General features: G+C 40.9%; 15 protein-coding genes and 1 rRNA gene. 6 read left to right on the plus strand and 10 right to left on the minus strand.

The genetic code is table 11. The annotated features are described in order from the left end of the window. Positions 1-161: 161 nt before the first annotated feature. The 4 genes from fre to ND6B_RS07805 all read right to left on the minus strand — a co-directional run bounded on the left by fre (position 162) and on the right by ND6B_RS07805 (position 4,876). Positions 162-875: an NAD(P)H-flavin reductase gene (gene fre, locus ND6B_RS07820; protein WP_013463738.1), complete on the minus strand. Its 714-nt coding sequence runs from the start codon at positions 873-875 to the stop codon at positions 162-164. An 86-nt stretch (positions 876-961) separates the two neighbouring features. Next, the gene (ubiD, locus tag ND6B_RS07815; RefSeq protein WP_033103673.1) at positions 962-2,428 is read right to left on the minus strand and encodes a 4-hydroxy-3-polyprenylbenzoate decarboxylase; all 1,467 of its coding nucleotides are present in this window, start codon (positions 2,426-2,428) and stop codon (positions 962-964) included. Positions 2,429-2,499: 71 nt separating this feature from the next. Next, the gene (locus ND6B_RS07810; RefSeq protein WP_033103674.1) at positions 2,500-4,530 is read right to left on the minus strand and encodes a methyl-accepting chemotaxis protein; all 2,031 of its coding nucleotides are present in this window, start codon (positions 4,528-4,530) and stop codon (positions 2,500-2,502) included. 67 nt (positions 4,531-4,597) lie between these two features. Then, positions 4,598-4,876, minus strand: a complete 279-nt coding sequence (locus tag ND6B_RS07805) for an MliC family protein (RefSeq protein WP_028834856.1) — start codon at positions 4,874-4,876, stop codon at positions 4,598-4,600. Positions 4,877-4,998: 122 nt separating this feature from the next. Here ND6B_RS07805 and ND6B_RS07800 point away from each other — a divergent pair, with 122 nt between their 5' ends. After that, positions 4,999-5,919, plus strand: a complete 921-nt coding sequence (locus ND6B_RS07800) for a DUF808 domain-containing protein (protein ID WP_033103675.1) — start codon at positions 4,999-5,001, stop codon at positions 5,917-5,919. 15 nt (positions 5,920-5,934) lie between these two features. Here the strand turns inward: ND6B_RS07800 and ND6B_RS07795 are convergent, their stop codons facing one another. From ND6B_RS07795 to ND6B_RS07785, 3 genes are all read right to left on the minus strand, one after another. After that, positions 5,935-6,876, minus strand: a complete 942-nt coding sequence (locus tag ND6B_RS07795) for a tetratricopeptide repeat protein (RefSeq protein ID WP_033103676.1) — start codon at positions 6,874-6,876, stop codon at positions 5,935-5,937. A gap of 86 nt (positions 6,877-6,962) precedes the next feature. Continuing rightward, the gene (locus tag ND6B_RS07790; RefSeq protein ID WP_033103677.1) at positions 6,963-8,366 is read right to left on the minus strand and encodes a M20/M25/M40 family metallo-hydrolase; all 1,404 of its coding nucleotides are present in this window, start codon (positions 8,364-8,366) and stop codon (positions 6,963-6,965) included. A gap of 157 nt (positions 8,367-8,523) precedes the next feature. Continuing rightward, on the minus strand, positions 8,524-10,599 hold the full coding sequence (locus ND6B_RS07785; RefSeq protein WP_033103678.1) for a TonB-dependent siderophore receptor: 2,076 nt from the start codon (positions 10,597-10,599) through the stop codon (positions 8,524-8,526). Positions 10,600-10,793: 194 nt separating this feature from the next. Here ND6B_RS07785 and dbpA point away from each other — a divergent pair, with 194 nt between their 5' ends. Next, positions 10,794-12,182, plus strand: a complete 1,389-nt coding sequence (gene dbpA / locus ND6B_RS07780) for an ATP-dependent RNA helicase DbpA (protein WP_024601994.1) — start codon at positions 10,794-10,796, stop codon at positions 12,180-12,182. A 9-nt stretch (positions 12,183-12,191) separates the two neighbouring features. Here the strand turns inward: dbpA and ND6B_RS07775 are convergent, their stop codons facing one another. Beyond that, complete coding sequence (locus ND6B_RS07775) at positions 12,192-12,773, minus strand: DNA-J related domain-containing protein (protein ID WP_024601995.1); 582 nt, start codon at positions 12,771-12,773, stop codon at positions 12,192-12,194. Positions 12,774-12,943: 170 nt separating this feature from the next. On the opposite strand from ND6B_RS07775, the gene ND6B_RS07770 reads away from it, so the two are divergent. Further along, a complete protein-coding gene (locus ND6B_RS07770) occupies positions 12,944-15,766 on the plus strand; it encodes a tetratricopeptide repeat protein (protein ID WP_033103679.1) in 2,823 nt (940 codons plus the stop codon). Between the two features lie 79 nt (positions 15,767-15,845). Here ND6B_RS07770 and rho read toward each other — a convergent pair whose 3' ends face one another. After that, positions 15,846-17,105 carry a transcription termination factor Rho gene (gene rho, locus ND6B_RS07765; protein ID WP_013463749.1) on the minus strand — a complete coding sequence of 420 codons (1,260 nt, stop codon included), beginning with the start codon at positions 17,103-17,105 and terminating at the stop codon, positions 15,846-15,848. A 188-nt stretch (positions 17,106-17,293) separates the two neighbouring features. Then, positions 17,294-17,620 (minus strand): thioredoxin TrxA, encoded by a 327-nt coding sequence (gene trxA, locus ND6B_RS07760; RefSeq protein ID WP_013463750.1) that lies wholly within the window; start codon positions 17,618-17,620, stop codon positions 17,294-17,296. A gap of 91 nt (positions 17,621-17,711) precedes the next feature. Between trxA and rhlB the strand changes: the two genes are divergently transcribed. The 3 genes from rhlB to ND6B_RS0119295 form a co-directional block, all read left to right on the plus strand. Continuing rightward, a complete protein-coding gene (rhlB, locus tag ND6B_RS07755) occupies positions 17,712-18,989 on the plus strand; it encodes an ATP-dependent RNA helicase RhlB (RefSeq protein WP_010392673.1) in 1,278 nt (425 codons plus the stop codon). A 45-nt stretch (positions 18,990-19,034) separates the two neighbouring features. Beyond that, positions 19,035-20,528 (plus strand): guanosine-5'-triphosphate,3'-diphosphate diphosphatase, encoded by a 1,494-nt coding sequence (gene gppA, locus ND6B_RS07750; RefSeq protein WP_033103680.1) that lies wholly within the window; start codon positions 19,035-19,037, stop codon positions 20,526-20,528. Positions 20,529-21,086: 558 nt separating this feature from the next. Next, a 16S ribosomal RNA gene (locus ND6B_RS0119295) occupies positions 21,087-21,338 on the plus strand; the annotation flags it as partial.

The raw sequence follows: 21,338 nt of genomic DNA on the forward strand, positions 1-21,338 counted from the left end.
CCCGCTGAATGTTCTATACAAAGTATGGTTTATAGATTGGATTTTAGGAAATTGTTTATGTTGATGAGTTTAATAGGTAATAACAATCATCGCAGCGGTAATGGCGGGCAATAAAAACAATTAAGGCACCCTAAGGTGCCTTAAAAATGATGCATTTTCTGTTATTTTATAAAAGCAAATGCATCCGCGTACATGTTTTCGCGAATGGCACCGTGGCTAATAAAGTCATCGCGCACTATGCCTATCATGTCAAAACGACCTGCCATGTAAATATCGTAAGGTTCAAGCGAGATGATATCGTCCATTACCGCTTTATGCACATAACCAGTATGGCCAGTCCAGCTGTCAGTAGGATTTTCTACCACAGGAATAAATTCGAAGTGCTTATGACTATCTGCCCAAGCTTTCATTTCGCTGTGTGCATACAGCGCAGACTCTTCTTTAACACCCCAATAAAATAGCACTGGGCGCTGACAATTTATTTCAGCAAGGTGATCGGCCATTGATTTTGCGTAAGAGAAGCCTGTGCCGCCAGCAAGTAAAATAATGGGGCGCTCGCACTGCAAACGTAGTTGAGAAACACCTAAGCCCGCTTCAATAGTCACGGTTTGATTATTATTGTGGGCACTACGAAGGTGCTCTAGCGATTGCATAGCATATGAGTCAGCAACTGAAGCACCAATATGTAATTCTAAAGCATCCGTTTGTGAAGGACGGCTTGCAATTGAAAACGCACGTTTATCTTTTTCACCTAAAACCAATTGTAAATATTGGCCAGCTTCAAATGTGACGGGTTGCTGCGGCTTTAAAATAACTTTATGAACAAATTCTGTTAGTGGACTGATAGAAACAACGTCAGCGTGTAATGTTTGCATGTTTTACCTTAAATTAGCGGATACGCACTTTATTTGAGCAATAGTAGCATATCCGCAGGGTGAGTTTATAGCCTAGACCAAAGTCGTTAAAGAATACCTAGGCTATCCCAAAGTTCATCAACGCGATCTTTAGTGGCTTGATCCATAACAATAGGTTCGCCCCACTCACGGGTTGTTTCGCCAGGCCATTTGTTGGTTGCATCCATGCCCATTTTTGAACCAAGGCCAGAGACAGGCGATGCAAAGTCTAAATAGTCTATTGGCGTGTTTTCAATTAACGTGGTGTCGCGTGCAGGATCCATACGGGTAGTAATAGCCCATATTACATCGTTCCAATCTCGGGCGTTAATGTCATCGTCGCAGACAATAACAAATTTAGTGTACATAAACTGTCGTAGGAATGACCAAACCCCCATCATTACGCGCTTGGCGTGCCCGGGGTATTGTTTTTTCATCGTAACCACGGCCATACGGTACGAGCAGCCCTCTGGCGGTAAATAAAAATCAACGATTTCTGGAAACTGTTTTTGTAAAATTGGCACAAATACTTCGTTTAAAGCCACCCCTAAAATTGCTGGCTCATCAGGCGGACGACCCGTAAAGGTACTGTGATAAATAGGGTCTTTACGATGAGTAATATGAGTGACTGTCATAACGGGAAAGTCATCGACTTCATTATAGTAACCCGTATGGTCGCCATAAGGGCCTTCAGGTGCCATTTCACCTGGCATAATATGCCCTTCAAGCACGATTTCTGCGCTGGCCGGTACTTGTAAATCATTCGAAATAGACTTAACCACTTCCGTTTTACTGCCACGCAATAAACCGGCAAAAGCATATTCGCTTAATGTATCGGGGACCGGAGTAACCGCCCCTAAAATTGTGGCAGGATCAGCCCCTAATGCCACTGATACCGGATACGGCTCACCAGGGTGTTCTTTGCACCACTCTTGAAAATCAAGCGCGCCACCACGATGAGATAACCAACGCATAATAATTTTATTTTTGCCAAGTAACTGCTGGCGGTAAATCCCTAAATTTTGACGCTTTTTATAAGGCCCTTTGGTAACGGTTAAACCCCAAGTAATTAAAGGCGCAGCATCACCAGGCCAGCAATGCTGAATAGGAAGCTTGGTTAAATCAACATCGTTACCTTGTAAAATAACTTGTTGGCAAGGCGCTTTTTTTACTTCTTTGGCTGGCATATTAAGGACTTGCTTAAATACCGGAATTTGTCCAAGGGCTTCTTTAATGCCTTTTGGTGGCTCTGGCTCTTTTAAAAATGCCAATAACTTACCAACTTCACGTAATTCACTGACATCTTCTTGGCCCATGCCCATTGCTACACGCTTAGGTGTACCAAATAAGTTAGCTAGAACAGGCATGTCATACCCTTTCGGGTTTTCAAATAATAAAGCGGGGCCTTTAGCACGCAGTGTGCGATCGGCAATTTCGGTCATCTCAAGATACGGGTCGATTTCTTGGCTGATGCGTTTTAATTCGCCTCGCTTTTCAAGTAAATCGATAAAATCGCGTAGATCTTTGTATTTCATTGTGGGCCGTTACTTAGCAAAAAGTTAAAAGTATTATACCCAGTTCATGCAAGCCAAGTCATTACTTGCACTTAAAACTTAAAGCGCTCTACCGCACCTTTTAAAGAGTGTGCAAGTTGATTAACATCTTCACTTTCGCTTGCTAGGGTCGTCGCATTGTCGGCATTTAAGGTGGCATGATCGGTTACCTTAGCCATTATTTGTTGGATATCAGTGCTGTTTGCAAGTTGTTCATGCGATGCATGGGCAATGTCTTTGCTCATTGCATTGACCGATACTAACGTGCTTTTGATACGCTCAACGGCTGCATTTAGTTCAGTACTGTTTTCAACACAATGTTTGGCTTGTTGTTGACCATCATTTATTTCAGCTTGGGTAGTCTGAGTATGTTGTTGTAGTGTGTTGATCATGGTGGTTATTTCGCTAGTGGAGCTTTGTGTTCGTGCTGCAAGCGAACGCACTTCATCGGCCACTACGGCAAATCCTCGACCATGTTCACCGGCTCTTGCTGCTTCAATGGCCGCATTAAGCGCTAGCAAATTGGTTTGCTCTGCAATACTGCTAATCGTATCAACAATCGCGCCAATCAGTTGGGTGTATTGTGCAAGCTCCTCGGTGCTGCTGACGGCTTTATCTAGGCGGCTTAAAAGAGATTCAATACTTTGGCTATTGTTGTTTGCAATGTCATTGACATCATTTGCAAACTGCGAGGCATTCGTTATTTCATTTGAGGTACTCTGCGCTTGTTCGTAAACGGCTTGTGAGCTTTGTAGCATACGTTGCGCTAATGAGGTTGCTTGTGCGCTGCGTTCCAGCTGTTGCTTAGCAACGATGGTCATTTGTTGCCCTTTTTCACTGGTTTGAATGGCTGAATTATCGAGTTCGTAGGCGTCGTTACTGATCCCTTTTATTAGGTGAGTTAAATCATCACAAAGCTTATTGGTATTATGCAGTAAGGTACCAAATTCGTCTTTACTTAGAGGATTACTACGCTGTGAAAAGTCACCTGAGGCTATGCGTGCGAGTTCTTTATTCACCTTTTTAAGTGGTTTTAGCATGGCGTTAGTAGTAAACACTGAAATAATAACCAGCAAAACAATTAAAACAAAAGCAATAATAATAACTAAGCTAGAGCCGGTATTGATTGCTGACTTAGCGCTCTCTTGCAGGGAGTTAAAGCGCGTGTCTGCAAGTTTATTAAGCTCAATTAGCTGATTTTCTATAATGATAAAAGCATGTTGAAAACTTTCAAACCGCTGATCAACCTTGTCTTTGCTATTGAGTACAGTGTTCTGCAATGCATACAGCCCATCAGGATTATTTAATAGGCTGCTTAAATCGTTAAACGCCGCTATTAACTCATTGGCGTTGAGCTTATTTGCAATAGGAGAGGCTTGTTGCTCTAAATAACTAAGATTAGATTGAATATTATCGAGTAAAAAAGAAGTGTCCTGTTGGTGGGCATTGATATCTTCAGAGGTGGTTACTTGCCCGATGCCTTTGACATTATTGTTTAGAGTAAATAATAAATCATCAATTCGAGTCGCTGTGCCAAAGACTGCATTTAAAAGCGATTGCTGGTTGCCTGCTACGTTTATAAGCTCTATATCAAGTAATTGGTTACTCAGATCGCGAAGCTGTTCATTAAAGGTAACTGTCAGTGCTGCGGCGGTACTTTGCGCCTTAAAGCGTTGCTCTTTTGCTGCAAGCATGTCGTTGCTTATTGTATTTAGCTCAGTGAAGTCATTATGAATAGTAACAAGTAATGTTTGCATACTTTGTTGCTTGGCAACTTGTGCTTTTAGCGTCTCTAATTTATTAAAAAACTGTGTTTGCTCTGCGTGTGCTTGCTTTTTATTTTGCAGCAGTAAATCAAGTTTAGTTTGGCTGTAAGCAATGGCGTTAAATTTAGTAATTGAAAGTAGCGATAAACGCAGGTCTTTACTCGCTTGCTGTACCGGAACCGCTAACGTTTCTATGCGCGAATTAGTGGTACTGATTTGATGGAGTGACCAGTAAAAAAATATGCAGCTGGTGAGCATTAACAGGCCAATAGCTGAAAAGGCTAAAATTATTTTATGTTTTATAGCGATAGAATGCATAACTTTATCAACAATATTAAGACTTTTGTTAGTGTAGCAAGTTTTTTAATATGTTGTTAGTTAATGGTTAATTGCTTATGCATTGGTATTTTTTTCCATCAATTATTAGCATAGCTTGCTCGCCCTTACTCCAAAACAGTACCTTGGTATTAATATATTTGCTACCAGAAGCACTCACCTCATGAGTTAATAAATAATCATGCTTATTAAAGCGGAGCGTCGCCTGTTTGTTGCTAATAATATCTAGCTGTGCAGCGGTATTATCGCACATATAGTTTGTTGTAATGGGTTGCTCATTGCATGCAACCAGGGCTATTAAAGCAATAGTAATGGCGTAGTGTTTCATTAGGCTGTGTTTTACTTATTTAGTCGCTTGGTTAATTGAGAGCTTAGCAAAGCTAAATTAACCGTTGGTGAAAATAAGGCTTTACGTTATGTTTAAGCTCTTATTTTTAGCTAGGGAATATCATGGCTGGCACTAACCTCTTAACATTACTTGATGATATAACGACCTTACTTGATGATATTGCGACTATGAGCAAAGTTGCGACTAAAAAAACGGCAGGCGTACTAGGAGATGACTTGGCGCTCAATGCGCAGCAAGTTACAGGGGTCACTGCCGATAGAGAGCTGCCGGTAGTATGGGCGGTGGCAAAAGGGTCGTTTTTAAATAAAGCGATATTAGTCCCTGCTGCGTTATTAATTAGTGTGTGGTTGCCTTGGCTAATTACGCCACTTTTAATGATGGGTGGTTTATTTTTATGTTTTGAAGGCGCTGAAAAAGTATTTGCTCGCTTTTTACCTCTTCATGAGGAAACGATAGATGATGATGAAAAGTTAGATTTAGTTGAATATGAAAGGCAAAAAGTAAAAGGTGCTATTCGTACTGACTTTATTCTGTCTGCTGAAATTATTGTAATTACCTTAGGGACTGTGGCTGGGGCTACGTTAATGAATCAAGCACTGGTGCTAAGTGTTATTGCCATCATCATGACAATTGGTGTTTATGGACTGGTAGCTGGAATTGTAAAACTTGATGATGCTGGATTGTATTTACTTAACCAATCAAAACTCTCTGCAAATAAATTTAAAGAATTACTGGGTAAAGGCCTACTTGCAGCAGCTCCCCGACTTATGCAGTTTTTAGCCTTTGCAGGTACAATCGCCATGTTTTTAGTGGGGGGTGGAATTTTAGTGCATGGTGTTGAGTTACTGCATCATACGCAGATTGATATCACACATTACGCCCAGTCAACTTTAGGTGGGGTAGGTGAGATGCTAGCCCCTTTAGTATTTGATGGCTTACTTGGTGTGGTTGCGGGTTTGGTTATTGTTATTATGCATGTAACCTATACTAAGCTCTTTAAAACCCATAGTAGCGCGGCGTAATCGCGCTACTTTACATTATTCACATTGTGCACTTTTACATAATTGCTCAAGCTCGTGTTTAGCTTTGCTATTACCTTGAGCAATGGCTTTTTTATACCAATAAATAGCTTGTGGGGCGTTTTTCTCTGTGCCTTGCCCGTCGCGATACATTTGCGCCAGATTTAGTTGCCCCCATTGAGAACCTGTTTGCGCTGCAAGAGTAAAGCTTTCTAGCGCCTCATCGTATTGCCCATCTTTGTGGTACATAATTCCTTGTTGATTATTTTTATCGAGCTTTACTCCTTTATATAAAGGTTTTGGCTGTGGCGGAAACATCACAAATCCACCATATAAACTATTTGCATAGGGGCGCAGTACGTCGAATATAATGTCATCCTTGTATAAGCGTTTTATTTCATTACGAGGCAGGGTGATGGTTTTAGACGAAAAGTAATCTCTTTGCACTAATAAACTGGCACGCATTGCTGTGGTTATAGCGCTGCTGCGCTTATAGCTGTAATTACTCACCTGAAACGTTATAAATTGCTGATCAAAGCTCAGCACTTGCGCGACTTTTAAATTAGTCAGTGTCCACGGTTCATGAGTGAATTTATCGGCCTTTACTAAATAGGTATCGTAGGCTTTGGGGTTGGTTAAATAACTTTGTTTTAGTGCCTCAGCATTAAGGTGTTTTTTGTAAAAAAATAACAATACCCACAGCAATAAAACTAACCCAATACAGTATTTGGGTAGGCTTAGCTTTTCGAACAGGGGTAACTTTTTAATGCTTGTAGGCTCACAATGTCCACATTGATAGCACTCGCGTTTATAGCTCAACTTTATCGGAACTATAGGAAGAATAGTAAAGCGCAAAAAGCGGCTTTGGTTAACTAAGTGATAGCTGTTACTTTTGCAATTAGGGCAGCACTGTACTTGTGTAAAATGAGGAAAAGACTCACTGGTATTGAAAAGCAGCATGAAAATACGCTCCCTGTTTTAATTCTCTTTAAGTTAAAACAATGAGCGTATTAGTTAAAGCAGCAAACTGTAAGTAATTATGTCAGTTACTCTTTAGTGCGTGCTTTTGGTTTAATGGTCGTTTTAGCGTCGGCGGCCATTAACGCAAATACAGCATAAGCAGCGGTGTTTTGACGAAGTTTAGCGGGTGTCACTTTATCAAGGGTGTCATCCGCTGTATGGTGGTAATCAAAGTAGTCAGTACCATCTTGTGCCAGTTCAAAAATAGGCGCAGAGACTGCATTTTTAAATGGGATGAGATCGGGTCCGCCTTTAGCTTCATTTTGGCCAATGTATTCAATATTTAATGGCGCAAGTTCTTTGGCAATCGCGCGCACTACTGGCAGTGAAGCTGCGTTTACATTTGATTCAAAGCCATAAACTACATCAGCACCAAAGTCAGACTCTGCAGCAGCCACAATGTTATTAAGCTCATTTTTATGCTTTGCAAAATACGCTTTTGCGCCCCAAAGGCCGAGTTCTTCAGCTGCAAAAAGCACAACGCGAATACTGCGCTTAGGACGTTTTACATCACTAATATGCTTTGCTGCTGCCATGGTTAAGGCAACGCCAGCGCCATCATCCAGAGCGCCAGTACCTAAATCCCACGAATCTAAGTGCCCACCAATAAGTACATATTGCTCAGGGTTTTCAGTACCATTAAATTGGCCAATGACGTTATAACCAGTGCCCTCGCCTAGGTTTTCGGTTTGTACATTAATATTAACCGACACGTCTTTGTTTAATGCGACTAATCGTGCTATTTGGTCAGCATCAGGATTGGCAATAGTCACGTTAGGTATTTTAGTTACCCCTTCTTTATAATAGCTACCGCCGGTATGTGCAAAGCGATGGTGGCCAGTGCTAACTGAGCGCATCATATAGGCAACGGCGCCTTTTTTAGCCGCTTCAATTGCTCCGGTAGCACGGGCTTTTACCGCGGGGCCATAACCATTGCCGTCAATATCACGGTTCATATGGTAATTAATATAAGCAATTTTACCTTTTAAGCTATTCGCCGGTGCAGCTTTTAATTCGTCAAGGGTTTCGAATAAGACGACAGGTGCGTTGATCCCCTCTTTGGGTGTACTAATGCTGTTACCCAGTGCTGTTAAATGCAGAGGTTGCTCGCTTGGAGTGAGTATTTTTCCGCTTTCGCTATAGCGACGCCATTCAGGGAAGGTTGCTTCTTCTAACCAGACTTTATCAAAGCCCAATTCATCAAACTTTGCTTTTGCCCAAGCAACGGCTTTCTTATCGTTTTCGGTGCCTGGTAGGCGCGGGCCTATTTCAGTGGTGAGTGATTCTAGTAATTGATAGCTTAAATCACTTTTAAAGGCGGTGGTGCGCACCTCATCTACTTGTTGTAGCTGTTTTGTAGTGAATTCACTGTTGTTGGCGCTTACCGTCATGCTGGTGGTAAATAGGAGTGCTGTGAGCAATTGTTTCATATTCAGAGAGCCTTTGTAATGATTAACACCATTAAAGCATGTAACAAAGAGGATAAAAAATAGATGAGATGAGTAGGCTATTCAGTGGGTTCAAAAGTCAGTTCAAAAAAAAGCCCACCTCAAATTGAGGTGGGCTATGGGTTTTTAAAGTTTGTATTTAAAAGCTAAATTGCGCTGCTAAACGCACGTTTGTGCCTTCACCTACCGTCACGTTATTTAATCCACCACCGGCTAGGTAGTTTTTATCGAATAAGTTTTCAATGTTTAAACGCAGGTTAATATCTGTATTACTTACCTTAAGTGCGTAGGTTGCGCCAACATCAACACGGGTATATCCCTGTTTTGTTACTGTATTGGCATTATCGGCAAAACGTTCACCTTCATAAAAAGCGCCGGCATTAAAAGCAATGGCGTCGTTGAGTTCATAACGGGTCCAAAGTGAGGCAGACCACTTTGGTGCATCGGTTGGGCGCTTACCTTCTAATTCTTCATCTCGTTCATAGTTAGCATCTAAATACATGGTTGATGCCATAACAAATAAACGATCGGTAGCAGCACCTTGTGCAGAAAGTTCAAAGCCTTTATGGCGTTGTTCACCTGCTTGCGTGGTTATGCTGGTTATATCACCAATAGGGTTAATCAGATTTTCGCTCACTAAGGTGCCTGTTTTACTAATATCAAATAGGGCGCCGCTGAGCATTAATCGATCATCAAACAGTTGCCATTTAACCCCAACTTCTCGTTGCTCAGAGGTAATGGCATCGAGTTTCATGCCATTATTAACATCATTTTCATTTTCTAATGTTTCGTTTTGCGGCTCAAACCCTTCCGAGTAACTTGCATATACGGTTGCTGAGGCATTTGGATGGTAAAGTACGCCGACCTTAGGTACGAACGATTCGTTATTGCTGTTTTCTTTATTTTGTTTATCGTAACGACCACCTAGTGATAGTTGCCATTTAGGCGAGAACGAAATCAAATCTTGGATATAAATCCCGTAGTAGTCGTAGGCAGATGAGCTAACAGTATCATCTGATTTGTAACTTATATTAGGGCGATTAGGCTCATTTTGACCGGCAGAAAAATTAATCGTATCAGCAGATGTGCGTAATTGGCCATAGTAATAATCCAGTGAGTTAACGCCTACAAGTAATTGATGATGCACACCCACGGTTTCAAATTCGCCAATAAAGTCGATAAAAGCAGTTTTAAACTGCCAATCATCAAAGCGATCGTAAGGGCGTGACTGATAACTATCGCCTTCGATAAAGTCACTTGGCTTACGTGGTGCTGACTCAAAGCGTTGGCGTTCAAATGTTTGCTCGTTGTAGCCTAAATTTACGTGCCAGTTGTCGGTTAAAAACACCATAAAATCAATGCCCATGTTTTCAACGGTGATATCGGTAAAGGCCCAAGACATGTCACGAATTGTTTTATCGTTACCAATGATATTAGCATCATTATCGATCCAAACCCCCGTATCTAGACCTGCTTCGTCATCGGTACGGTCATAGTGAACACGTACTAAGGCGTTATCGCTAATATCGTAATCAACCACTAATGCACCTAAAAAACGATCGCGTTCGCGGTTATCACCGTTTTGATACTCACGCCAGTATTCAACGTCTTGTTTTACTAATACGCCACGGGCACGTAAATCTTCAGCTTCAGTCAATGCGCCGCCAGCATCAAGCATAAAGCGAGTTGAGCCATGTTGATCGACATCGGCACTGGCATTAAATAACGTTTGTGCGGTTGGCTTTTTGGTCACCATATTTACTAAGCCGCCAGGGCCCGATTGGCCGTACAAAATACTCGATGGTCCTTTAATTACTTCAACTTGCTCTAAAATTTCAATGGGTTGTTGATAGTGCGACCAATGCTGGTGGCCATCACGCAGGTAGCCGGTTGATGAACTTAACTCAAAACCACGTAAGTTAAATACTTCACGATTACGTTGCTTAGATCCTGGCGTTAAACTCGCATCGTTACTTAGTACTTCACCTAAGGTGGTTGCTAGTTGCTCATTTACAATTGTATCTGTAATAACAGTGACTGATTGTGCGGTATCGAGTAATGAGGTTGAGGTTCTCATTGCCCCACTGGCATTATCTACTTTGTAGTCGTTGAAGTAACTGCCTTTTACTTCAATGCGCTCTATATTTGCGGTGTTAGCGAATACATTTGCAGAGGTACTGGCTAAAAGTGCGATAAAAAGTGGGTTAAGTTTCATTAGTAGCTTCCGGCTTAGAGTTATTAGAATAGTAAAACGCCGCAGATCTTAATGAAAATAACTATCATTTGCAATATCTTTATTTGCACTTTTTATCGTGCGTTGTTAATGGTTGCTAATTGTTAAATCTGCTATTATTAGCCGCATATTTATTGAGACTTTTCTCAAGTTATTTTTTTGCTATGGAATTTACTGTGACTGCAACTGCTTTTTCATCGTTGGCCTTACCTTCTGGGTTAGTTGATAATTTATCAACACTCGGCTACACCCAAATGACTCCTGTACAGGCACAAAGCCTGCCTCCTGTTTTAAGTGGTAAAGATATTATTGCCCAAGCGAAAACAGGCTCAGGTAAAACAGCGGCATTTAGTCTGGGCGTTTTAGCCAAGCTGAATGTTAAACGCTTTCGTATCCAGTCGTTAGTGCTGTGCCCAACCCGTGAGCTTGCAGAGCAGGTGGCTGTTGAAATGCGCAAATTAGCACGCGGTATTCATAATATTAAAATTTTAACTTTGTGTGGCGGGGTATCAATTGGTCCTCAAATTGGCTCACTTGAACATGGTGCGCATATTATTGTAGGTACACCAGGGCGAGTTGACGACCATATTCGTAAAGGTACATTGCGCTTAGATGATGTTGAAACGCTGGTACTTGATGAAGCCGACCAAATGCTTGATATGGGTTTTCAAGACACCCTCGATGCCATAATTGAGTGTATTCCAACAAATCGTCAAACATTGTTATTTAGCGCGACTTTTCCAAAATCAATCGAAGCCATTGCAAAGCGTGTTCTGAGCAACCCTGAAATGATTAAAGTAGAAGAGCAGCAAGAAAAAAGCACTATCAAGCAATACTTCTATAAAATGGATAATAATAAGCAACGTTATCCAACCCTTAAATTACTATTACTTAAATTTACCCCACAAAGTTGTGTGGTGTTTTGTAATACCAAGGTAGAAACACAGCAAGTATGTGATGATTTAGCCGATGAAGGCTTCAGCGCCGTTGCATTGCATGGCGATTTAGAGCAGCGTGACCGTGAGCGTACACTGATTCATTTTGCCAATAAGAGTGCGTCTATTTTAGTGGCAACCGATGTAGCAGCACGCGGCTTAGATATTGATGATATGGACATGGTAATTAACTATCACTTAGCGCATGATCCACAAACGCATGTTCACCGTGTAGGGCGTACCGGGCGAGCGGGCAAAAAAGGCATTGCGTGTTCTATTTACGGTGATGCTGAGCAATTTAAAGTAGCGCAAATTGGTGACCACTATGAGCGTGATTTTACCCCTGAGCCAATGCCATCTTATAACCTATTAGATAAGCCTCCTTACAAGCCAGAAATGGTGACATTGATGATAGATGCGGGTAAAAAGCAAAAAGTGCGCGCGGGTGATATCTTAGGGGCATTAACAGGTAAAGATGGTATAGCAGGGCGCCAAGTGGGTAAAATTAATGTACTTGATAACGTGGCTTTTGTCGCGGTAGAGCGTAACTCATCTAAACCCGCGTTACGTAAATTAACCGAAGGCAATATTAAAGGGCGTAAAATCCGTGCTCGTCGCCTGACGCGCTAGTTTTACGTTTTAAGATGAGCAGCTCGCCTTGAGTTGCTCATATTCCATTTTTAATTGTTTAAACACTTCATTATCACCCCCTTGTTTGTCTGGATGATGCTGAACGGCTAGTTGTCGCCAACGCTTTTGTAATGTTTTTAAGGTAATTGGTTGTACTAATTGCCAGCGAGCGATTAATTGCTGATGTTGCTGAGCACTTAAAGGCGCTTCATGTTGTTTAGGCTTACTGAAACGTTGCCAAAAGCTATCTAATAATGCGTTAATTTCTGCTGTTGATGTTTCAAAGTTTTGCCAGTTTAAGTAGTAGTCACGCAGCGGATCGTTTGGGTGAAGTTGGTTTTGGCGAGGGTCGCTTACCAGCTCAATATGTAAACTTTTAATCAGTAGCTGCTGTTTTGGCATAACTTGCTGCTGTAACTGATAAAGTGCATTCATAATTAAAAAATTACGTTTAAATAAATCACGCCCAGGATCAGCTGCTAAGGTATCAAGTAACCCACGTTCTTTTAGTTCCGATGCTAAAGTATGAACCATCCACACTTTATTATTGATTAATAGTTCAAAAATCTCATCTATCAGTGGGTTAAGCATTGTTTACAATCTATTAATTGGTGTATCTTGAACAAATTATCATACACCTAAGTAACATTAAACCCCAAGGAGTGGGCGTGAATGCCTGTTTTATATTGGTCTAAATTAGATGTTTACATATTGTTTGGGTGTCATTTTATTATGGCTAGCAAGGATTAAAGGATATTTTTATGCTGACTCGGTTAAAGCGCATCTGCTTTATTGGTCTTTTGGTTGTACTGAGTGGTGCATCAAACGACGCTTTATCCAATGAGCAGACAAGTTTGTTTGAGCAGTTCGATCTTGAGCAAACATGGACTAAAAAGCACCGCCTTGCAACAGACATATTAGCTAACCCTGATCTTCCAAATTTACAACGCGTGACCATTTACAGTGACTTAGCGGAGCTGGCGTTTACACAGAGTGATTTAGCTAATGCACTAAAGTATTTTAAATTACTAGAGGCGAATAGCACCCTCAAAGAACAGCCAAAACTTTATTTTCGTGCAATTAAAATGCAAGGCGTGGTGCTTTATTATCAAGGGTTAGTGCAACAAGCGGTCGTTGATTATAATCGCGCGTTAAACATTGCCGTTACCCTTAAAAGCCCGATTAAACAGGCTAACTTACTCAGTAATATTGGGCTCGCTTACTTTGATATGTATAACATGGAGCTAGCCCTCGATTATTATCAGCAAGCCAAAGTCATTTATGAAAAAGAGGGGAGCGCACAAGATAAAGCCGATATATTACATAATATTGCCGGTATTTATATTCGTCTCTCTCGGTATGAGTCCGCGCTTGAGATGTATCGTGAGGTTTTAAAAGTTTTTCAAGAGCTTGGTGATGACGATGGGGTTGCACAGGTATACGGTAACATGGGTGTGGCGTACACTGAATCGAGGCAGTACCAGTTAGCGTTGCATTACAACCAATTAGCTTTGCGCTACTATCAAAGTGTTAATAACGCCTTTCAGCTTTCGACTAAGCACACCAATTTAGCCACAATTAATCTTAAATTAAATAAATTTGATGTCGCGTTATATCATGCTAATGCAGGGCAACAGTTTGCACTTGAGGCTGATAATAAGTCGTTACTAGCGGCTGCCTTACACGTGTTATCGACTGTTCAATTTGTGCAAGGCGATACAGAAAATGCCAAAGAAACCTCAGAGCGTTCAATTACGCTTGCCAAAGAGTATAATAATGGCATGCGCATAAAAGACGGTTTGGGGGTTGAAGCGCTGATCCATGCTAGCTTAGGGGATTATGAAAAAGCGTTAAGTTTGCATCAACAGTATGTTGATTATCAGCGCAGTGTTAATACCGAAGAAGCCTCAAAAGCGGTCAGTCAATTTCAAATTCAGTTTGAATCAAATCAGCTAAACCAAGAAATTAAACAATTAAAACAGCAACAATACTTACAAGAATTACAAATAGCTAAACGTTCACAGCTGACATTCTTATTAGTGATTGTTGCCATATTGATTTTAATTACAGTAATTGCTGTTTATAAACGCCGGACAGAAAAACAAGCGAAGTTAAAGCTGAGCGAGCAAGTTGAACAGCGCACCAAAGAGTTGCAAAGTGTGGCGCAAGAGCTGCGTGAAGCTAACGAGGTTAAAAGCCAGTTTTTAGCGAATATAAGCCATGAAATTAGAACGCCATTAACCGCTATTTTGGCGCAAACAGATGATCTTATTAGTGGTCAGTATAAGGCTGAGCAATTACAAGATGAGCTTAGGGTAATACAACGACAAAGTGAGCATTTAAGAAGCCTGATTAATGATGTGCTTGATTTAAGTAAAATTGAAGCAAACAGGCTAGAACTTAACATTAGCTGTTTTGATATGGTGCAATTGATCAACGATGTTCATGCTATGTTTTCTCCACAAACTAAAGCGAAAGGCTTGTCACTGATATTAGAGAGTCAGTTAGGTGATACCTATTTTACGCGGCTAGATTTAACTCGAGTAAAACAAATACTTATTAATTTATGCGCCAATGCCATTAAGTTTACTCATAAGGGGCACGTAACAATTGCTGTTAGCAAAACGGATCAAGGGCTGCTCTTTTGTATTCAAGATACCGGAATTGGTATGAGCTCCTCACAGCTTAAGCTTATTTTTGAATGCTTTAGTCAAGCAGATAACAGCATTAGCCGACGTTTTGGCGGTACCGGTTTGGGCTTGAGTTTGTCGCAGCAGTTAGCAGCGATGATGGGTGGCTATATTAGCGTGCAGAGTGAGTTTAAGAAGGGCAGTGAGTTTTCGTTCTATTTGCCTTGTATACAAGTTGAAGAGCAAGTTTGCCACGATGATATGCAGGCTAAATCGGCTGCAGGGCATAGGTTGTTATCCGGTAAGGTGGTGCTTGCTGAGGATCACAGTGATAACCGCAAACTGATCAGTCGTTATTTACACTCCCTAGGACTTGAAGTGATTGCCGTTGAAAATGGTGAGCAAGCCGTAGAGCAAAGTTTAAAACTGTATCCGGATTTGGTGCTTTTAGATATTCAAATGCCTGTTATGGATGGTATTTCTGCGTTTGAACTACTCAAACAATGTGGCTATGAGCAGCCTATTTTAGCGTTAACGGCCAATGCCATGAGCCACGAGATTGACCACTACTTATCACTTGGTTTTAGCGATTATTTAGCAAAACCAATAGACAAAGAATCTTTTTACACTGTTTTAGCTAAATACTTAAGCTCAGCAAATGAGGATTCATCGACAGAAAGTATCCATGTAGATATGAGTGATTTAGTAGCGAGTTTTAAACAAAGCCTGATTACAGAAAGTGAGCTAATTGAACAGCATTTTAAAGTTGGAGATTATAAATCGCTGCAAAAAGATAGCCACCGAGTTTTAGGTGCGGCACAAATGTTTGAGTTTAAAGAAATAGCATTAGTGGCAAAAGCACTAGATGATGAATTACTTCAGTCACAAATTAACACTCAAAAGTTAACAACATTAGTAAATGACTTGCTGGTACTGCTTAAGCAATACGGATAAGCTGATTTACTCTAAAAATAAAAAAGACACCATCTGGTGTCTTTTTTATTTAAAAATGTTTATTTCACCAGCGTTCAGATTACTGACGTTTCATCGAATCAAAAAACTCATCGTTGGTTTTACTCATTGATAGTTTATCGATTAAAAATTCCATGGCATCAATTTCTGACATGTCATGGACTATCTTACGTAAAATCCACAGCTTTTGGAGCTCATCAGGCTTAGTAAGTAATTCTTCACGACGCGTACCAGAACGGTTAAAGTCGATAGCTGGGAATACACGTTTTTCCGCAATTTTACGGTTAAGGTGTAGTTCCATGTTACCCGTACCCTTAAACTCTTCGTAGATAACTTCATCCATTTTAGAGCCGGTATCAATAAGCGCAGTCGCAATAATTGTTAAGCTACCGCCTTCTTCAACGTTACGTGCAGCACCAAAGAAACGTTTAGGCTTATGTAATGCATTAGCATCTACACCACCGGTCAATACTTTACCTGATGATGGAATAACGGTGTTGTAAGCACGTGCTAAACGTGTGATTGAATCAAGTAAAATCACCACGTCTTTTTTGTGCTCAACTAAGCGCTTTGCTTTTTCGATAACCATTTCAGCAACCTGTACATGGCGAGATGCTGGTTCATCGAATGTTGATGCAATAACTTCACCTTTTACTAGGCGTTGCATCTCAGTCACTTCTTCCGGACGTTCATCAATAAGTAAAACCATTAATGTAACATCAGGGTGGTTATGTGTGATTGATTGCGCAATATTTTGTAGCAACATGGTTTTACCCGCTTTTGGCGGTGCTACTAATAAACCACGTTGGCCGCGGCCAATGGGTGACGCTAAATCAAGAACTCGTGCGGTAATATCTTCTTTACTGCCGTTACCACGTTCCATACGAAAACGTTCGTTTGCATGTAGTGGTGTCAGGTTTTCAAAAAGTATTTTAGTGCGAGAGTTTTCAGGTTTATCAAAATTAACTTCGTTTACTTTAAGTAAAGCAAAGTAACGCTCACCATCTTTCGGCGGACGAATAAGACCTGAAATAGAGTCGCCAGTACGCATACTAAAACGGCGAATTTGGCTTGGAGATACATAAATATCATCTGGGCCAGCTAAGTAAGAAGCTTCTGATGATCTTAAAAAGCCAAAACCATCTTGCAAAATTTCTAATACACCACCGCCGAAGATATTCTCTCCGCCTTTGGCATGGGATTTAAGAATAGCAAAAATAATGTCTTGCTTTCTTAAGCGGGCTACGTTTTCGAGCCCCATGGACTCAGCTAAGTTTACAAGCTCTTTTATAGACTTGTCTTTTAATTCGCGTAAATGCATATTGGTGGGTTCTTTATTACAGTTGTCATACTCAAAATCGCTTTATTAGATCGTTGAGTGAGGTTTGTTGAATATAACTAAGGATTAGTTGGCTTTATAAACTAGCAGGTCATTACTGCAGCGTCCAGTACTTCTGTAAAATAAATAATAAAAAAAGGGCTGAGCGCCCTTTTTTTATAAATTTACACTTAGATGTTGTTTTCTAAAAACTCAACTAATTGTGTTTTTGATAGTGCGCCTACTTTAGTTGCAGCCACTTGACCATCTTTGAAAAGTAGTAGTGTAGGAATACCACGAATACCAAATTTAGGTGGAGTACCTGCGTTTTGGTCAATGTTTAATTTAGTAATCGTTACACGGCCATCAAATTCCTCAGCAACTTCGCTTAGAATTGGGGCGATCATTTTACACGGTCCGCACCATTCAGCCCAAAAGTCTACTAGTACAGGTTTGTCTGATTGTAATACGTCAGCTTCAAAGCTATCGTCGGTAATTTGGATTATTTTCTCGCTCATTGCGCTCTCCGGTTTAGTTAGGCGAAATATTTAGTGCGTATTTAAACACTCTTGTTTCTTATTGCAAGTTTAAACGTTATGCTTAAACGCTATGACTAAGACACATTTGACCGATAAAAAGTTTTCAGACTTTGCTATTGCACCGGAAGTGGTTGCCGGGTTAACCGAAAGTGGGTTTGAATATTGCACACCCATTCAAGCTAAATGCCTACCGTTTATTTGTGAAGGGCGCGATATTGCGGGCCAAGCACAAACAGGTACAGGCAAAACGTTGGCGTTTTTAACCGCCACATGCCATCGGTTATTACAATCTAGCAAAGCACCTAGTAAACATCCAAGAGCCCTGATCATGGCCCCAACTCGGGAGCTTGCGATTCAGATACACAAAGATGCAAAAATTTTAGCGCCGCACTGTAATCTTAACTTAGGTTTAGTATATGGTGGCGAAGATTACGAAAAACAACGTGCACAACTAGAAAAAGGCGTTGATATTTTAATTGGTACTACAGGTCGCCTAATAGATCTGTACAAGCAAGGCTGTTACACCCTTAATGAAATTGAGGTAGTCGTGCTAGATGAAGCCGATCGTATGTTCGATTTAGGCTTTATTAAAGATATCCGTTATATGTTCCGTCGTATGCCGGATACATCAGAGCGTTTAAACTTATTATTCTCTGCCACACTGTCGTATCGTGTACAAGAGCTTGCATTTGAACACATGACAAACCCAGAGCATGTGCAAATAGAACCCGATGTAAAAACGGGTAAACGTATTCAAGAAGAGCTATTTCATCCTTCACAAGAAGATAAAATTAAGCTGTTGTTAACCTTGATTGAAGAAGAATGGCCTGAGAAAGCCATTGTTTTTGCAAATACCAAACACAGCTGTGAAACTGTGTATGCATGGTTAAAAGCAGATGGACATCGAGTGGGTATGCTCACCGGTGATGTAAACCAAAAGAAACGTCAATCAATACTCGCGCAATTTAGTAAAGGCGAGCTAGACTTTTTAGTGGCTACCGATGTTGCTGCGCGTGGTTTACATATTCCAGAAGTAAGTCATGTATTTAACTTTGACTTACCTGATGATTGCGAAGATTACGTTCACCGTATTGGTCGTACAGCTCGTGCAGGCGCTTCGGGTCATGCAATTAGCTTTGCGTGTGAGCAGTATGCTTATAACCTTCATGAAATTGAAGAGTACATCGAGCACAGCATCCCTTTATCGCATTACGATAAAAGTGCATTGCTAGATGATTTGACCAAGCCGACTATTCACAGAAAACGTAATTTTTCTACCGGTCCACGTAATCGTAGTAATAACAACGGACGTCGCCCAAATAATGGTTACCAAAAAGGACGGTCTTAACCGACCGTTAGTTTGATAGTATTCGTAACTAGAGGTTTTTGAACGGTGGGGCAACTTAAACCGCAAAAAAATGTATATGCAGTCATTGATTTGGGCTCAAATAGCTTTCATATGCTTATTGCCAAATCAGTGGCGGGTGGCTTGCAAACAATAGGTCGCGTCAAACGCAAAGTAAGACTCGCCGCTGGGCTTGATGATAATAATCTATTGAGCTTAGAGGCTATGCAACGAGGCTGGGAGTGTTTGGCCTTGTTTGCGGAACGTTTGCAAGATATTCCCAAGAAAAACATCACCATTGTTGCCACTGCAACACTTCGTTTAGCAACCAACGCCGACGACTTTAAATTACGTGCTGAAAAAATATTAGGCCATAAAGTTAATGTTATTAGTGGTGAGCTAGAAGCGCGAACTATTTATAAAGGAGTTGCGCACACTTCTTCATGTGCGGGCAAACAGCTAGTTATTGATATTGGTGGTGCGAGTACTGAAGTGGTGATTGGCCAAGGCTTTGAAGCACGTCACTATAAAAGTCTTAATATAGGGTGTGTTACTTATCTTGAACGCTACTTTAAAGATTGCCAGTTAAATGAGGCAAACTTTAATACTGCTATTGAAGCCGCGCGTGCTGTTATTGATGAAATAGCGCCTGAGTATAAAACGGCTGGTTGGCAACTTGCCTCTGGGGCGTCAGGGACCGTACAAGCTATTCAAGAAATCATGGTGGCACAAAATTTAAATGAAATGCTCACCCTTGAAAAGCTATACACCATTAAGCAACAATCTATTGCTTATGAGACTATAGCTGAACTCGACTTGCCAGGGTTAAGTGAAGAGCGACGTTTAGTGTTTGTATCTGGGCTGGCTATCTTAATTGCACTGTTTGAGTCACTAGAAATAGAACAAATGGGATTGGCGGGTGGCGCGCTTCGTGAAGGTGTTTTATATAGCATGCTACCGGAACTGCATAATAACGACATTCGTAAACGTACGATTGATGGTTTTATGAATCGTTATCATGTGGATCAAAAGCAAGCATCGCGAGTATCCGGCTTAGCTTTACAATTAGCTAGCGAGGTTAATCACTATTGGCCGATAGAAGCATTAAGTGGGTTACCGCTTTTAAATGCGGTGGCGCAACTTCATGAGATTGGTTTATTAATAGAGTACAAGCAATACCACAAACATACCGCTTACATTTTAGAAAATACCGATATGCCAGGTTTTTCGCAATCAGAACACAAAGTGATCGTTGCGATTGCCAACAGCCATCGTTCAGACCTTCAAAAAGGATGTTTAGATCATTTAGGTGCGCACAGTAACGTTGCAACGTATATCGTTCGACTATTACGTGTTGCCGTCATTTTATCTATGCGCCGCCAAGATGATGTCTTGCCTAACTTTAAGATAACAGCTGAAAATGAAGAGTTAGCTATTCAATTTGAAAACGATTGGTTAAAAAACCACCCATTAATGGCAAGTGAGCTAAATCAAGAGATTAAGTATCAGAAAAAATGTGGTTGGAAACTTAAAGTAAACTAGTTAAACCGCTCTTTACCACAGTTTTTAGTGGTTAAAATGAGCGTTTAGTTGTAATTTTGTTCGAACAGTCATTTATTTCAAGTTTTCTTCAAAAAAGGGTTGATCTGTTTTCGGATCTCCCTATAATGCGACCCCACTGAGACGGCAGAGCGCAACGCATAGCGAAGCACGAGCTACTTAGTGAGTCGAGTAAAACTTAGTTTCGAAAACTTTCAAGTTTAACAAAATTAAGTGTTGACAAAAAAATAGGAAGGCGTAGTATGCGCAGCCCTAGCGAGATAAAGTTAAACGCTTTAATCGCAACGTTCTTTAACAATATAAAGCAATCATCTGTGTGGGCACTCGTACAGATTGAGTTCTAACAGCCAAGCTACTTCGTTCTTTATTGAGCAAGTAACGAGGCAAACAAATTTAGAGTCTCAATTGAAACTGAGTGACCAACAGCAATAACTTACTTAGGTTTTACTTAAGAAAAGAATTGCAGCACAGTCAATTCAATATCGAAAGATATTAAATAAATTCAGAATTCATTGAGCTGTCGAAAGACATAAAACTTTTTAATTGAAGAGTTTGATCATGGCTCAGATTGAACGCTGGCGGCAGGCCTAACACATGCAAGTCGAGCGGTAACATTTCTAGCTTGCTAGAAGATGACGAGCGGCGGACGGGTGAGTAATGCTTGGGAACATGCCTTGAGGTGGGGGACAACAGTTGGAAACGACTGCTAATACCGCATAATGTCTACGGACCAAAGGGGGCTTCGGCTCTCGCCTTTAGATTGGCCCAAGTGGGATTAGCTAGTTGGTGAGG

This window comes from Pseudoalteromonas sp. ND6B (assembly GCF_000764215.1).
Lineage (GTDB): Bacteria > Pseudomonadota > Gammaproteobacteria > Enterobacterales > Alteromonadaceae > Pseudoalteromonas > Pseudoalteromonas tetraodonis.

Coding starts and splice junctions, on each gene's coding strand:
- fre (WP_013463738.1), bottom strand. CDS start 875: ATGCAAACATTACACGCTGACGTTGTTTCTATCAGTCCACTAACAGAA.
- ubiD (WP_033103673.1), bottom strand. CDS start 2,428: ATGAAATACAAAGATCTACGCGATTTTATCGATTTACTTGAAAAGCGA.
- ND6B_RS07810 (WP_033103674.1), bottom strand. CDS start 4,530: ATGCATTCTATCGCTATAAAACATAAAATAATTTTAGCCTTTTCAGCT.
- ND6B_RS07805 (WP_028834856.1), bottom strand. CDS start 4,876: ATGAAACACTACGCCATTACTATTGCTTTAATAGCCCTGGTTGCATGC.
- ND6B_RS07800 (WP_033103675.1), top strand. CDS start 4,999: ATGGCTGGCACTAACCTCTTAACATTACTTGATGATATAACGACCTTA.
- ND6B_RS07795 (WP_033103676.1), bottom strand. CDS start 6,876: ATGCTGCTTTTCAATACCAGTGAGTCTTTTCCTCATTTTACACAAGTA.
- ND6B_RS07790 (WP_033103677.1), bottom strand. CDS start 8,366: ATGAAACAATTGCTCACAGCACTCCTATTTACCACCAGCATGACGGTA.
- ND6B_RS07785 (WP_033103678.1), bottom strand. CDS start 10,599: ATGAAACTTAACCCACTTTTTATCGCACTTTTAGCCAGTACCTCTGCA.
- ND6B_RS07775 (WP_024601995.1), bottom strand. CDS start 12,773: ATGCTTAACCCACTGATAGATGAGATTTTTGAACTATTAATCAATAAT.
- ND6B_RS07770 (WP_033103679.1), top strand. CDS start 12,944: ATGCTGACTCGGTTAAAGCGCATCTGCTTTATTGGTCTTTTGGTTGTA.
- rho (WP_013463749.1), bottom strand. CDS start 17,105: ATGCATTTACGCGAATTAAAAGACAAGTCTATAAAAGAGCTTGTAAAC.
- trxA (WP_013463750.1), bottom strand. CDS start 17,620: ATGAGCGAGAAAATAATCCAAATTACCGACGATAGCTTTGAAGCTGAC.
- rhlB (WP_010392673.1), top strand. CDS start 17,712: ATGACTAAGACACATTTGACCGATAAAAAGTTTTCAGACTTTGCTATT.